Below are 15,886 nucleotides of genomic sequence, written 5' to 3' on the forward strand. Positions count from 1 at the left end.
GGGGAGCAGGTGCTCCCCTTTTTTTTCGCCCGTCAGAACATCATCCGCCATTGGCCGGTCAACGCGCCGTTGCGGTTGTCCTGGCCCGTTTCGCCGCTGTAATTCAGTCCCAGGGTATGACGTGGCGATACGGCCAAATCTAGCCCTGCCTGCCAGAGCAAGCTGTCACGGTCCAGTTCGACGCCTTTGACGGTATAGATGCCACTTCCACTAGCCATACGCTGATGTGAGGTGCCCCTTACGTCGCCATACAGGTGCTTCCAGCCGACATCCAGTCGCGGCGTCAACCGCATGCCTCGGTCGAAAACCAAAGGGCGGGCGAGGCGCAGGCCGAGGTCGCTGCTGTAGTGTTCCTGTGCCTGGCCGTTGTACTGCAACGCGGCGTCCCCACCTTTTTCGGTATAGGCATCGCGTTGATAGCGCTGGTAACCCACTTGGACATAGGGTTCGATATCGAAATGTCCAACATCCAGGTTGTAGCCGATCTGTCCAAAGACTCGCTGTGTCGTGGCATCGTAACGACCCTTCAAGCGATCCCTGAATCCGTTGAAGGCAACGTGGCGCTTGGTGCTGCCGTCATGACTGCCATAGACAGCGCCCAGGCGCAGCGCCAGCGGCCCGTCCTGGCGCAAGGCGTACGCGCCGGCGAGCCAACTGTCCAGGGCCCCGTCGAACTGATAACTGTCCATCCGCGTCTGGGTCTTGCTGCCGATGATGCCCAGCCGCCAATCGGGGCTGACAGCCCAATCAGTTCCCAGCATCAGGCCCTTGGTCGAATGCTTGAGGGCGAAGTCGCCCAATTGCTTGGCGAGGCTGCCGCTGTTGCCGATGGCTTGGACCCAGACTTGGCCGTTGTCGTACCCATCCGCCGGACTTCTCCGGCTCATGGCCGAGAGCATTCCGGTGCCGATTGGCGCGATGCTGCTCAAGGTGGCATTGCCCAGATCGGCGGTGTCATAACCGCCCAGTTGGTCGATGGCATCGGCGGCGGTGGTCAGGTTGGTGCCAAGCAGGGCGTTGATGGCGGCGTTGGGTTTGGGCACAGGTTGGGTGGCCGACGATTGAGCCGCAGGCGTTGGCGCGGCGCTGGCAGTTTTTGGTGATTCGGTGAGTTTTGACGTTGGGCGAGTGGCTTGCGGCTCGTCGGCCGGGGACGGTACTGGCGCTGAAGTGCCGCTAGGTACTGGCGGCGATGGTTCGGCTGACTGTGGCTTCGGAATAGCGCCTACAAATTCTTGGCCGTTGGGATTTGCCGTGACGTTCTCAAGGGGCACTTCGTTGCGAGCGAGGACCAGTTCCACTTGTTTCTCCGTGATGTAGTCCGGTGTAGCCGTCATGAAAGCGAGTTCATTGATGACCTTTCCAAACTTCCCATCGATCTTGTCCGCCTTGATCACGACGTGCTTGCCGGCTTCGGTGGATTCGCCGGATACGGCGGTGATCTTCAGCGTCGCATTGCCCAAGGTAGCGGTGCCGCCAACGTTGATCGTGGCGCTGCCTTTCTCTGCATCGATTCCATAAACCAACGTCGCGCTCTTGGATAATTTGAAATCGTTGATAACCGAAGGGGCTCCCGTTACAGGATTGACTTCCACCAGGCCGGCCACATCCAGCGCGTCGACCGTCCCGCCACCGCTGAACGTGCCATTTTTTCCCACGAACACAGGCCCGGCCACCGTGCCTTGGTTCACGAGTTCGCCAAGAATGTGCATCGCTCCGTTGATGTCACCGGTGTTGATCAATTTGGCGTTCGAATCAATCAGGCTGCGGCTGTCGAAGGCCTTGCTGTTTGACCATTCGCCTCGCTTTAAATACAGGTCCTGGAAATTACGTATTTCACCTAACTCGCCTCCCTTGGCGATATCCAGTTGCAAGACGTTGGCGCCACCGCCGCCGTCGGTGAGCCCGATGAGTTCGCCTTGCCTGGTGACAAGCACCAGATCGTTACTGGCGTCCTTCGACAAAGGGACTTCCTGGATTTTGATGACTCTCTGGGTATGGGTATCCGGCGCAGCCGCGAACACCTTGAGACGAGCCTGCATCTCGCCGGTTGTTTCGAAGGAATGGGTTTCCCCGGCAACTGATTGAGCCATCGAAACATCGGCACAACCAAGCGCCAAGGCGATTGCCAGCGCAAGATGTTGGGGCAGGTATGTGTGTTGGGTAGGCATCGAATGTGACCTCTGATGAAAGAGGTCGCACTTTAAAAATTTCACCCTGTGCGGCGATGCCAGCCATCTCCTCGCCGTGGGAAAGATTCGGCGGATGAAATGTGTAGGCTGCTTGTGCTGCGATCAGCGTGTTGGTTGGTTGGCTTTCATGGTCCGGAGCTTTGCCCTACGACCCTTTCAGAAAAGTGTACGGACCGGACACATGGTTAACGGGGCGCCCGAGATCGACGTCCACCGCTAGGTGGCCTGATAGCCGACCTAGCTATTGGTGGGATCGCGTTTCTTCTGTGGGAGCGAGCCTGCTCGCGAAAGCGGAGGATCAGTTTGCGGTGATGTTGGATACCCACAAGGGTTTGGGAAACGGCACGGTCCTGTGGCGAGGGAGCTTGCTCCCGCTGGGGCGCGCAGCGGCCCCAAAAAAGCGATGAGCGCTGCGCACTCAAGCGGGAGCAAGCTCCCTCGCCACAAAAGCTTCCCAGCCATCACGCCACAGATTGATCAACGGTAAACGCTGTGGGAGCAAACTTGCGATAGCGGTGTTTTAGTTACATGGATGTTGGACTTGCTGACCCCATCGCGAGCAGGCTCGCTCCCACAGGAGAAACGCGGTCCCCATCAAGAGCCAGATCGGCTATCAGGCCGCCTCGGCGTGGACGTTGATCTCGGGCACACCGAGCCTAGGCGAGGTGCCAAGTGGTGGGGCAAAAGCGTTTGGCTTACTTTTGACTGGGCCGGCTTCCGGGCTTTTCGAAAGTGACTCGCCGTCAGGGCGAAACCTTAAGTGGCCGTTACCGCAGCAATGGATATACCCACCAACCTTAAAACCCCGACTCAACGATTATTCAGATAAGCCTTCCCATAATGCCGCTCCATCCGCGCCTGAATCAGCTCCAACGCAATCGACATCAACCAGTAGATAATCGCCGCCGTCGTCAGCATCTCGATATACCGATAACTGGAACGACCATAAGACTGCGCCAAAAACATCACCTCCCAAACCCCCATCACCGAGATCAGCGAGGAATCCTTGAGCATGGAGATGAATTGATTGGTGGTCGGCGGGATGATGGTGCGCATGGCCTGGGGCAGGGTGACGCGCCAGAAGATCACGGTTTCGCTCAGGCCCAGGGCGAGGGAAGCTTCGCGTTGGCCGTTGGGGACGCCGAGGATGCCGGCGCGGAAGATTTCGCTCAGGTAGGCGCCGTAGTTAAGCGACAGCGCGATGATCCCTGCGGCGATGGCGCTGGGGACCACGCCCAGTTGCGGCAGGCCCAGGTAGATCAGCAGGATCTGGATCAGCAACGGCGTGCCGCGAAAGAACGATGCGTAGAAACTGGCGATGCCGAACGCCACCGCACTGCTGGACAGCCGCGCCAGGGCGGTGATGAAGCCCAGCAATGACGACGCGACGATCGAGCACAGGCACAGGAACAACGTCAGCACCGCGCCTTGCAAAAAGCCATTGGGCGCCAGGTGCACACCCAGCAGGTTTGGCAGTTTGTCGAGGATGATCGAGAACTTCAGGTCGAAGCTCAGGAAGAAACTCGCGAACAGCACCAGCATGACCGCCCAGGTCAGATACAACCGTGTGCGGAAACCGAGGATTTTTTGCAGGCGTGATTCAGCCACCGGTGGCGGTGGCTGAGGCGGTGGAAAAGAAGTCATTGGGTGATGTCGGCGCCGATCCATTTCTGCGAGAGTTTGCTCAAGGTGCCATCCTGTTTCAACTGGGCAAAGACTTCACGCACCTTGTTGTCCCATTGGGCGTCGCCCTTTTCAATGGCCACCGAGTTCGGTTCGGAATACAGCGCTTCGCCGGCCAGCTTGAAGCGCTTGTCTTCGGTCAGGCGCGGCTGTGCGGTCACCAGGTTGGTCAGCACCGCGTCCAGGCGCACCCCGGCGCCCAGGCCCAGGTCCTGGAAGGCCACGTTGTCGGTGTCGTACGGGGCGATCTGCACGTCCTCGAACGGATAGCTCAGTTGGGTATCCTCGGCGCCTTCGATCACCAGGTTCTTGTTCAGGTAGCTCTCGTAGCTGGAGGCGCTGGTCAGGCCGACCTTCTTGCCGCTCAGGTCCTTGGCGCCGTGGATACGATCGTCCTTGGCGTTGACTACGATCACCGCTGGCGAAGCGTAGTATTGCACCGGGAAATTGAACACTTCGGCGCGTGCCTTGCTCGGCGTCATGGAGCAAATGCAGATGTCATAGCGCCCGCTCCAGTGGCCGGCCGCGATCACGTCCCAGGAAGGTGTTTCCAGGCGCAGCTTCACCCCCAGTTTCTGCGCCACGGCCTTGGCGACGTCCACGTCAAAACCGTCGAGCTGGTTCTGATCGTTGAGGAACGAGAAAGGCGGATAACTTTCCATCAGCACACCAACCAGCTCTTTTTTCTGTTCGATGCGATCCAGCGTGGCGCCGGCGAATGCTTGCGAAGAGGCGGCCAGCAGCGTCAGGCCCAGGGCCAGCAATGGTTGTAGTTTCATGTGAAGGCCCTGATTAGAAAAATAAGTTGTAGTTCGCTGAATGGTGCGTATTAAATAGTTATAAGAACAACTCCGGTAGTGAGTATTTTTCATAAGCTTATGAGTGAATCGCATATGGGCTCAGCAACGACAGTCATTCTCGATGGCGGCATGGGCCGCGAACTGCAACGCCGTGGCGCGCCGTTCCGACAGCCCGAGTGGTCGGCCCTGGCCTTGAGCGAAGCGCCGCAGGCGGTAGAGGCTGTGCACGCGGCCTACATTGCCAGCGGCGCCAACGTCATCACCAGCAACAGTTACGCCGTGGTGCCGTTCCATATCGGCGAGGCGCGTTTCGCCGAAGAAGGCCAGGCCCTGGCCGCGCTGGCGGGTGAGTTGGCCCGGCGTGCAGTGGAGGCTTCAGGCAAAGCAGTGCGCGTGGCCGGGTCGCTGCCGCCGCTGTTCGGTTCCTATCGGCCGGATCTGTTCGACGCCTCCCGCGCCAGTGAACTGCTGGCGCCCCTGGTGAACGGCCTGTCGCCCCACGTCGATTTGTGGCTGGCCGAGACCCAAAGCTCCACGGTCGAAGCACGGGCGATTCATGCCGGGCTACCGAAAGACGGCAAGCCGTTCTGGCTGTCGTTTACCCTGAAAGACGAAGACACCGATGAAGTGCCACGCTTGCGTTCCGGCGAGCCGGTGGCGGACGCCGCGGCGGTGGCGGCGGAACTGGGTGTCGAAGTGCTGCTGTTCAACTGCAGCCAACCGGAAGTGATCGGCGCGGCCATCGATGCGGCGCGGGACACCTTCGAGCGCCTGGGGGTGAGAATCCACATCGGTGCCTACGCCAACGCCTTCCCGCCGCAACCGAAGGAAGCGACGGCCAACGATGGTTTGGACCCGCTGCGCGAAGACCTCGACCCACCGGGTTACCTGCAATGGGCGGCGGACTGGCGCAAGCGCGGGGCCAATCACCTGGGCGGCTGCTGCGGGATCGGGCCGGAGCACATTGCCGTGTTGGCGCAACAGCTGGACTGAGCAGTCGGGCAGGACATCCAAACTTACGATTCTCGTCGCTTGCGCGGCGATGCCTATACATATGTATGCCGTTTTCGCTTTTGCGACGGGATAGGGTCCGGTTTCCTCAATCAAACCGGGCCCTTGAATGTCTACTTTTTCCGAAGATGCGCCAGGCGCGCCATCGAATCCCCCTGTTGTCCCTCTCAAACCCACCGACGTGTTACCCAGCGGCCCCGACAGCGCGGCTCAAGCCGACTTGCTCAGCCCCAAGGGAAAAGAGCAGGCCAGGTTATTGGGTTTGCTGGATACCAACCAAGCGAAACTGGCGCGTCTGTTCGCCAGTCTTCCGACGTTCGACAGCGTGCTCAAACGTTTGCTGGTCAACACACTCCAGACAAAAATCCCCTCGCGTAAGTTACGCACCTCACGGCCTGATGAGATTGATCCGGACTTCTGCTATGTGGGGCACTTCACGGCTGACTCCAACGGCGGGCGCTCGCTGACGACTTCGCAGAGTTTTACCGACGTCCTGTGGCGTTGCATGCAGACGGATACGCCCGAGACCTATATGGGCAGCGGTGTGGGTTTCTTCACCCGTCCAGACTCGGCGAAGGAGGCCGACAGCCTGTTTGTCGATCCGCTGGACGCGCAGGATCTACGGGCCATGGAGGCGGTGCTCTACCTCGCCAACCCCGCCACGAATGAGCGCGTGAAGCGCCAGTTTCGCGACGACTTGGCCCAGTTTCGCAGCCGCCCCTACCGCGAAGACAACCTCGAGCTGCCCACCACGGCGGCCGCCTTCGCTCATTGGCTTTCCCTGCGATTCCTGCATCTTTTCAACCTTTACAAAGTCGATCGGCGGCCGGCCGCCCAACTCACGCCCAGTGAGCGCATCCAGCAGAAAGATGAAGACCGCCTGCTGGACATCATCACCACCCATCCTGCCAAGGCGGACCGAAACCGGTTGCTGCTGGCCCCTATTCCCCACGTCTACACCGTGATGCTGGCCATGGGGACGGCGGCACCGCAGAAATGGCCTGCCGCGATGGTGATCAAGTTTACCGATCGCCTGACGTTGTTCCTGTATTCCCTGGAAGGTGGGTTACAGCGATTCCGCTCGGTACAAGACCTGATCAGCAACGTGCACCCGACCCACGACGGGCAGGAGCGCACCATCCTGGATATAACGACCGAACTGTCCGGGCATGTGTTTGAGGTGGCGGCGGATGACCTGCTGCAGTTACAAAGCACTGCACTGGAAACGGCACTGAACGCGCCAGGCAACGAGACGCTCGCGTTGAACACCTTCGCGCAACGCGTTGAAAGTGCGCTGGGCCTGTCCATGTTGTCGCTCGCCGAGCCCTTGGCGGTGCGCCAGCAAACCCTGGTGGAAAACAATCGCCCGGGTTTCTACAAGGCTGCGACCCGCTCCGAGCAAGCCCATTATCGTCGTCTGGAAGGGCAGGTCTTCAAGGCCGTCTACGCCTTGGGCGGCGGAGTCCCGACGCTGCTGCAGTTCACTCGCCAGCAGATCAGGCAATACCTTGAGCGCACCGTATATCCGGGCATCGAGCCGGACCCGGACAAAACCACGATCATGCTGTTCCAGGGCGGCAGTGCCCGTCCAAGCCAGTTTCGTAGCAGCAGCCTGACCCAGTTGATGCTCGATAACCTGCGCCCGCATCAATACCCGAATGCAATGCGGGAGGTCCTGCCGGTGTATCTGCTTGACCGGCATGGCCAACGTGTCCGGCATCCGGCCAATGGTTTTTTTGTCACGTTGACGGGCACGCAACTGGCGCGGATGGCGAACCATCTTGATGTCGGGGGCCGTTATGAAACGCTGCTGCGCAGGGAGATGAACAAACCTCAATACAAGGCCGCGTGGCAAGCGGCGTATCTGGCCAATTTGCAATTCAAGGGCTACGAGGCCGCGCTCAGGGGCGACGAGGTGTTCAAGGCCTCCCTGCTGGATAAGGCTTTCAATCCACCGAGGTCACGCAAGCGGGTGGCTCTCTGGCTGGACGCGGTCCTGGGTTCACCGACAGCGGCGGGGCGTGCGTGGGTCGACGGGCGCAAGGTCTGCGTCCATGGACTGGTATTGGGCGGCAGCGTGGGGGCAGGAGGGCAGCAAGATGCGCTGAACAATGCGGTCAGCATCGACGGTGTGTTGATTTTTTCCGATCACGACGGTCCGGATATCCAGGGCACCGTGGGCGTTTATTTCCCGGACAGCCCCGGTGGTGACGATTTCCGCGAGTTCGCTGACCTGAGCGACGGCATTGCCGGGCTGTTGCCGGAAGAACAATGGCAGGCGTACTTCCGTTCGCGCATTTCCACGCTGGATCCCGGGCAGATCAAGCGCTTGTTGGGTCAGCAAGGCGGTCGACCGTTGATTCGTGGGGTGCTGTTGAGCGGCGATCTGTTTGAGGTTCTTCATAAGGCCTATGTCGAATTCCAAAGCGCCTACGCGGATCACCGCTCCAACAGCAACCGGGACATCAGCCATCAAACCGCGGCGAAGCTGGCGATGATGACGGTCGAGATCATCTTCGACTTGGCCGGCCTGCTGCTGGTGCCCGGTTTCCAGATGCTCAAGCGCGCCATCAAGACCGGGTTGCTGGTGCTCAAGACCGGTGCTGTCCCGACGAACCTGCCCACCCTGGCGTTCGTCGATCGCGTGGCCAACCATGTGCAGAAAGGGCTGGCCGGTGGGGTGAGTGTTCCGGTACGCGGCAAGTCCACTTTCCTGGCGATGACGGGTCGCCCAAACCCGGCCGAAGCGTTGGCCGGGCTGCCGCTGGAAGAGGCGCTTTATCGCCGTTATGCGGTGACGGATACGTCGTTGCTGCAAGGGGTCACGCCGGATCCCCAGAGTTTTTATCGCCCCACGCTCACACAGAACGCCACGGGGAGCGTGACCCGCCCGGTGTATGTGCGGCAACCCGACGGGACGGTGTTCCGGGTGCACGACCATACGCGGTTGAGGGCCACCGAGGCCACCATCGTCGACCCTATCACGGGCTTGAGCATCCGTTCCAGTGGCGTGATGAGGAGTACCGTGGCGCGGATGCCCGATGGGGAATGGCGCGCGGTAGGACACGGCTCGGGCGGCGGCAAGCGCTCGCCGTCCCCCCAGCCAGGCCCTTCAAACCCTAAGCGGCCTGCCGCATTGCCTCGCAGCGCTTCCAACCTGGTGCGTACGCCAAACGAGTGGGACGTCGAGATCATGGACCTGGTCCCGGCCCTCGTCACCCAGCTGCCGAATTGGCCACGCAACCGGAGCTTGTTGATCATCGAGCAAAGGCCGGAGCGTCAGGACTGGTCGGTACGGTTCACACCGGGGCAGGTTGAACGGGCTTATCCGGCCATTGATCATCCGCTGAGATCAGACACGGATATCGTCTTGAGCCGGATCGGTGAGAACCATTACAACCTGCTGCTGGGTGAAGAGGTCGTCGCGTTCGATGCCGATGGTGACTGCTTCTTCAATGCCGTCGCCCGGGGATTGAACGAGGGGCAGGCACAGCAGAGGTTTTCGATGCAGGGATTGCGCAATGACGTCGCCGACTACATCGACCTGCATCCGCAAGTGAATGATTACCTGGTGGTGCAACCCTCCGGGATCCAGCAGATGCTCTCTGATAATGCACCGACGCTGGCAGACATCATGGGCGAGCAGGCGGTGCTCGATCTCACCCAAGTCATTTATGGAGGTGTCAATCCACACCGCTTGTTCCAACCGATTCGGGACTACTTGAACCTGCATGTAAGAGCGATGGAGCGCAGGGTCTTGAACCAGGCTCAGGTGGCTGACTTGCCGCCGGAGATCCTGCAACACATCGGGCACCTCCTCTCACCCCGCATGCCGGGTCGCCTGCTGCTCAGCAGCATTCCGTATTACACGCAGAAGAGTCAGGCCTTGCAGGCATTCTTCGAGGATGTGCTGTTGCAGCCCATCGCCAGCCGGGAAATCGCCGAATTGCTCAATAATGAATACCTCATGCTCTCTCAGGACGTGGTGCACGTCATGCTCGAATACGGTGTCCGGGCCCGTGACCTGACAGACCATCACCCCCGCAATGAGATGGCCTACGTCAAGTACGACGAGGCCGTGCACGGCCAGCTCACTGACGATCAGCTCGACCAACAGCTCGATGGTGCCCTTTTGGTCGATCGCGACGACCTGGAGAAAGTGGCGAGACGATTCGAGCGTGAAACGGGCACGCGTATCGATGACGATATCTACCTGATGGATCAGTTCGTTTACTACGACAGGGTCGATGACCTCACGGATTTGCTCATCGTGTCCCTCGAGCGTTACCCCGTCTTGTTGGCACGGGCCCGGATCCTCCTGCGCAGCCCCGTGATCGCTTCCAACCTGGGCGGCCTGTTCCCGGTGAAACAGCTCGCGGCATGGATACGAGATCCGGCGTTGAATGACGCGCGCCTTCAAATCATCGCCGAATATGCCAGTAGCCATTACCAGGAAATAGTGAGAACGGGCCGCATTGATATCGATTGGATGCGACCGTTCGATGATCGCAATCTGCATAATCTTGTTCGCCAGCAGGACGAACTGGTGAGTTTTTGGGATTTTCTCCCAGGCTTTCAGTATCTCGAAGACAGCAATATGTCGACGGCCGTGGGTTTGTTCAGCATTTCAGGCCAGATGGCTTCCAATAACCGGATCGCAATTTTTTTCGAGACCCCGAACCTATGGCGAGCCATTCAAACGATGCCGGGCATCTCACCGCGCGGCGCCCGGCGAATCTGGGAGGACTTGGTGGGGCCGCAGTTCAGCGATGAGAATATACGGCGAACATTGGCGCAGCGTGGTTCGTTGAGTTCCGAGTCGGCTTTCACCAGCGCATTGATCGACAGCCTGACTCTGGACGAAGCTCACGCCCATCGGATCATTCTCGGCGCTTATGGCGTGACCCCACGGCAAGTCCTGCGTTTTATGAACAATTTTGAGTTTACAGGGGCGCTTGCAGACCATAGCCGCCTAGCGCTCGCGCGTTACCTGGCTCGTCATGGATCGATCCCGGATTGGGCTTGGCAGTATGCTCGAGCGGGGGTAACGCCCGAATCGCTGCGATCGTTCCTGGCCGCACGTAAAACGTCCTGAAAATGATTGCTTACGGTTTTTTCGGGCTTGGTCGCGACCCGATATATATGTATGTCATGTCTGGTTGATTAACGCGTTAGGTTTTGGCCTTCAATCCACCATGGACGGTCAAATGCCTATTGATTCCAGAAATGGATCCGACGATTCGTCGATCTCTGTCGTTTCCCTGCTATCCGCCAGCGGCCAGGCCGCTGGTCCACCCACAAGTGTCCAGGAACAGGAACAACTCAGACAGTTGAACCTGCTGGACGCTAACCAAGCAGCACTGACCCGTTTGTTCGCTGGCCTGCCAACATTCGATACGGTACTCAAGGACTTGTTGGTTAAAGCCATCAAGGCAACCATTCCAACACACAAGTTTCGTAGCTCATTGCTTGAGCGTATCGATCCGGATCACTGGTACGTGAATCATTATGCAACTGATTCGAACGGTGAGCGGTCGTTGACTGCCTCGAAGAGCTTTTCTGAGGTTATGTGGGATGGTGTATCAACCGATTCACCTCCTGCTTACACACTGGGTGAGGTGGGGTTTTTCACCCGTCCAGATGAGGTGGATGAAACCCATAGCGTATTTGCCGTGCCGGTGGATATGCCCATGCTCCGAGCCATGGAGTCGGCATTGCATATTGCCAATCCGCCAACCAATGACCACGTGAGCCGTCAGTTCCGTGCTGGACTTGCGCACTTTCGTCACCCTGTAAATGACGGGGACTGGCTCGGTTCGACAACCTTGAAGACGGTAGAGGCGGCCTTCGCCCATTTGCTTTCCCAGCGGTTTTTACATTTTCTCGACTTGTACAAGGCTGATCGGGATCCCGCTGCCAAATCAGTCCAGGGCTTGCGCACGTTGCACGGTGACGAGGATCGCTTGTTGGACCTCATCACCACCCACCCTGCGAAAGCGGACAGAAACCGATTGATGCGAGCGCCCATACCGCAGGTATATGCGGTCATGCTCGACATGGGCGTCGATACACCGCAGCAATGGCCTGGTGCGATGGTTATCAAGCGAGCGGACCAACAGATGTTGTTTCTTTACTCTCTGGAGCGCGGACTGCAACGGTTCGGTTCTTTTCAGCAATTAGTCGCTCGCGTGCTGCCTGTTTATAAGGATCAACAACGCAAGGTCCTGGATATTTCCACTGAACGCACTGGACATGTCTTTGCCGTCGCGGCGCAAGAGCTGTTGGATTTGCAAAGCGCTGCTCTCGAAACAGCATTGAATGCGCCGGAAAACGAGACGGTCGCGGTGAGGACCTTTGCAAGGAATGTCGAGGATGCGCTGGTTCTACCCACGTTAAGCCTTGTCGAGCCGCTGATTTTTCGTGTCGCTACGCAAATCGAGAACAACCGGCCCGATTTCTATAAAACCGCGACGCCTTTGGAGCAAGCCCACTATCGCCGTTTGGAAGGCAAAACTCTAAACGCGGCCTACCGACTGGGCGATGGCATTGAGACGTTGGAGCAGTTCGCCCGGCGAAAGATCAAACAGTATCTCCAGCAAACCGTGCATACGAATATACATCCCGATCCGGACAAAACAATGATCACGTTTTTTTCCGGGAAAACTGTTGACCCCAGGAATTCCCGCATTACCAGCTTGACCCAGTTAATGCTTGATAATGTGCGTCCACATCAATATCCAAATACCCTGAGAGAGATACTGACCGTCTACTTGGTCGACCGGCATGGCCAGCGTATACGGCACCCAGCCACCGGTTTCCCGATTACTTTGGCAGGGGATGAACTCGCCAGGATGGCAACCACACTCGATGTCGGTGGAAGCTACGAAACCCTGATTCGCGAAGTGTTGAATAAACCTGCCTATAAGGCGGCGTGGCAGGTAGCTTACTTGGCCAATATGAAGCTCAAGGGATACGAAGCGACGCTCAAGGGAAGCGAAGTATTCAGAACCGAGGTCGTGGACGACTCCCGCAAACCAGCGAAGTCCAAGAAACGATTGGCTCTTTGGCTCAGAGCCATAGCGCAATCGCCGACAGCAGAAGGGCGTGCCGAAGTCGGCGGACGACACGTGAATGTCTATGGTCTTCTACTGGGGGGAAGCGTTGGCATTGGTGGGCAGAACGGGACGATGGGCGATGCGGTCAGCATCGAGGGTGCGCTGATTGTTACGGATCAGGACGGGCCGGTCATCAAGGGGACCGTCGCTGTTTATTTTCCTGACAGCCCTCAGGGTAACGATCTCCATGAGTTTTCTGATCTGAGCGATGGCGTTGCAGCGCTTCTGCGACAGGAAGAATGGCGGACATACTTCCGTTCGCGTATTTCCAGTGCCGATCAAGAGGAAATAAAAAAAATGCTGGGACAGCATCGCAGTCGCCCCCTGATTCGGGGCATGTTGATCACCGGTGACTTTCTCGAGACCTTTCACCAGGCGCACGTCAACTTCCACAGCGCGTATGCGGATCACCGTTCCACCAGTAACCGAGACATGCAACGTCAAGCGGCGCTCAGGATCGGCATGGCGGTGGTGGAAAGCATGATGGATCTGGTCGGTTTGCTTTTTACCCCTGGCTTTCGATTACTCAGTAGTGCGGTGGAGGTTGGCTACAGCGCATTCAGAACCGGTATTCCAATGGATCTGAAGACCCTGATACATGTGCATAATCTCTCATCGCGTATAAACCAACGCTCCGTTCATGGCTGGGTCCTTCCGCTAAAGGGGCAGGCCTCCCCCGTGACGGCCGCGGCTCGTCAGAGCCAGCGAGAAGCGCCGGCCGGCCTGCCATTGGAAGAAACGCTGTATCGCCGCTATGCCGTGACGGATCCAGCCTTGATCCAAGGGGCGTCGCCGGATGCCCAAGGTTTTTATCGCCCCTCCATTACCGACAATGCTACCGGTAGCGTTAGCCGTCGCGTGTATGTTCGGCAACCCGACGGGACGGTTTTTCGGGTGCACGATCACACCCGGCTGAACGCCTCTGAAGCTACCCTTGTCGATCCAATGACGGGCTTGAGCATCCGCTCGAGCGGCGTGATGAGAAGTACAGTCGCGCAGATGCCCGATGGCGAATGGCGCGCCGTAGGGTTCGGCCAGGGGGGAGGAAAACGACGAGCAGGCAGCTCTCCCGGACCAGGCCCTTCAGACCCCAAGGTGCCTGCTTTAACGAGTATTTCCGATGTAATCCGCACGCCGGGTAGTTGGGACAATGAAATCATGGACCTGGTGCCCGCAATCATGACTCGTCTCGGGAGTTGGCCGAGCAACCGAAGCCTGCTGATCAGGGATGAAATAGCGCGGAACAATCAATGGTCGGTGCGATTTACCCCAGGCGAGAATGAACGTATCTATCCGCTGCGCCATCACCCGGATCAATTGCCCAACGATGTCGTCCTGAGCCGGGTCAGGACCAATCATTACCGCTTGATCTTGAATGATCGCACGGTGGATATTCCTGCCGACGGGGACTGTTTCTTCAATGCCATTGCCCAAGGGCTGAATGAAGGCCAAGCGCAAGGTAGGTTCACGATGCGGGGGCTTCGCAATGAGGCGGCTCGTTATATCGATCAACATCCAGAGTTGGCACATTATCTTCCGGCACAACAAGGCTCCGGCATGCAGCTGGCGCTATTTCACAATGCAGCGCCGCTGAAAGACCTGTTGGGTACCGCCGCGTTCAGAGATCTGACACAAATCATCGATGGCGGTCCTAACCCGCATCAATTATTCCAGCCGGCCTTGAATTACTTGAGCAGTGCTATCAATAGCGCAGGCCGTAGGGTATTGAACCGAGCGCAAAGCGGCGTTCTACCGGCGGAAATATATCAACAGATTGGCCGATATTTATCAGTGCGGGCAGCCGGTCCGCTGCGTCGCTGGTATGGGCCCCTGACGTCACGAGAACGGCAATCCCTGCACGACTTCTTGAAAAATGTCTTGTTAGCGCCCGTTCAGCATCGGTATATCGTCCAGTTGATCGAAGAGGATCATTTCTTGTTAAGCCATGATCAGATCCACATATTGCTTGAGTATGGTGTCACCGCTCGGGAGCTGGTGTTTAATCATCGCGTCGCTGACGACGCCTTTGTCCTGTTCGATCAGGAGACGCATGGTCATCTCGATGAGGATGAACTCGAAGAACTGCTCGACGGCGTTTCGCTGGTGACCAGCGATGAGTTGGAAGAGTTGGCACAAAGAATCAGGCAGACAACCGGTCGGGTGATTGATGATCAGGCAGAGCTGCTTAATGCGTTCATAGACCACACCAATGCGGACAACACCAGGAGCCTGTACCGCCAAGCTCTTAGTCGCTTTCCTGCCCTGCAAAGGCGGGCTGAAATATTACTGGGATCCCCCATCGTTGCCTGGACGCTGGGTGACAAGCTGAGCGTGAGCTTGTTTGCAGAGTGGTTGCGCGATACCACGCTGTCCAATGTACGACTTCGCCTGATTGCCGAGTATGCCAATAGCCGTTATTCGGAGTTATTGAACACCACGGATCTTGATATTGACTGGATGCGCCCGTTCAACGATCGAAACCTGGGAAGTATCATCGCTCGCCGGACTGAACTGGAGGCTTTCAGGATTTTCTTAGGCAACGAGCAAGAAGTCGGCGACGAGCCTGCCTGGGTCTTGAATTTTTTTAGTGCTCTTGGGCAGCGTGCGTCCAACGCCAGGATCAGTCTGTTGTTCGATACGCCTGGCTTATGGAGCTCGTTACAGCGATTCTCTCTCGATAGCGCCAGGCAAATTTGGGAGGATTTGATTGGGCCACACTTTAGCGATACACACATTCGGCTGGCGCTTGGGCAGCCTGGGGTATTAAGTTCTGAGTTGCATTTCGCGTTGGCGTTAGAGACCAGTCTTACTTCAGAAGAAGTCCGTGCGAACCGGATTATTCGTGGGCTTTTTAGCCTCGGCCAACGGCGGGCACAGCAATATTTATATAACTTCGACTTCCCAACGAATCGCTTGGGACATAGTCGTCTGGATTTTGCATTGCACTTGGAAAATCATATGCGAATGCCCGACTGGGCTTGGCAATATGTTAGGGACGGCGTGTCGGCGGATTCCCTGAAATTGTTTGGAGACCCTAAGGCACCAAAACCAGACGCAAATAAACCCGCTGATTGAATACCAGGCC

6 protein-coding genes are annotated in these 15,886 nt (G+C 58.0%); 3 read left to right on the forward strand and 3 right to left on the reverse strand.

From position 1 onward, the window contains the following. Nucleotides 1-32: 32 nt before the first annotated feature. The 3 genes from M1D99_RS00800 to M1D99_RS00810 form a co-directional block, all read right to left on the reverse strand. Nucleotides 33-2,093, reverse strand: coding sequence for an autotransporter domain-containing protein (locus tag M1D99_RS00800; RefSeq protein ID WP_458131268.1), 2,061 nt, complete (start codon nucleotides 2,091-2,093; stop codon nucleotides 33-35). 909 nt (nucleotides 2,094-3,002) lie between these two features. Further along, complete coding sequence (locus M1D99_RS00805; protein WP_458131269.1) at nucleotides 3,003-3,836, reverse strand: amino acid ABC transporter permease; 834 nt, start codon at nucleotides 3,834-3,836, stop codon at nucleotides 3,003-3,005. Further along, nucleotides 3,833-4,654 (reverse strand): ABC transporter substrate-binding protein, encoded by an 822-nt coding sequence (locus tag M1D99_RS00810; protein WP_024619058.1) that lies wholly within the window; start codon nucleotides 4,652-4,654, stop codon nucleotides 3,833-3,835. Before M1D99_RS00810 ends, M1D99_RS00805 begins: the two co-directional genes overlap by 4 nt. Nucleotides 4,655-4,768: 114 nt before the next feature. Here M1D99_RS00810 and M1D99_RS00815 point away from each other — a divergent pair, with 114 nt between their 5' ends. The 3 genes from M1D99_RS00815 to M1D99_RS00825 all read left to right on the forward strand — a co-directional run bounded on the left by M1D99_RS00815 (nucleotide 4,769) and on the right by M1D99_RS00825 (nucleotide 15,876). Then, nucleotides 4,769-5,668 carry a homocysteine S-methyltransferase family protein gene (locus M1D99_RS00815; protein WP_458131270.1) on the forward strand — a complete coding sequence of 300 codons (900 nt, stop codon included), beginning with the start codon at nucleotides 4,769-4,771 and terminating at the stop codon, nucleotides 5,666-5,668. A gap of 127 nt (nucleotides 5,669-5,795) precedes the next feature. Then, nucleotides 5,796-10,781 (forward strand): dermonecrotic toxin domain-containing protein, encoded by a 4,986-nt coding sequence (locus M1D99_RS00820; protein ID WP_458131271.1) that lies wholly within the window; start codon nucleotides 5,796-5,798, stop codon nucleotides 10,779-10,781. 112 nt (nucleotides 10,782-10,893) lie between these two features. Next, nucleotides 10,894-15,876, forward strand: a complete 4,983-nt coding sequence (locus tag M1D99_RS00825; RefSeq protein ID WP_458131272.1) for an OTU domain-containing protein — start codon at nucleotides 10,894-10,896, stop codon at nucleotides 15,874-15,876. The last annotated feature ends 10 nt before the right edge of the window (nucleotides 15,877-15,886 follow it).

Source organism: Pseudomonas sp. R3-41 (assembly GCF_054161485.1).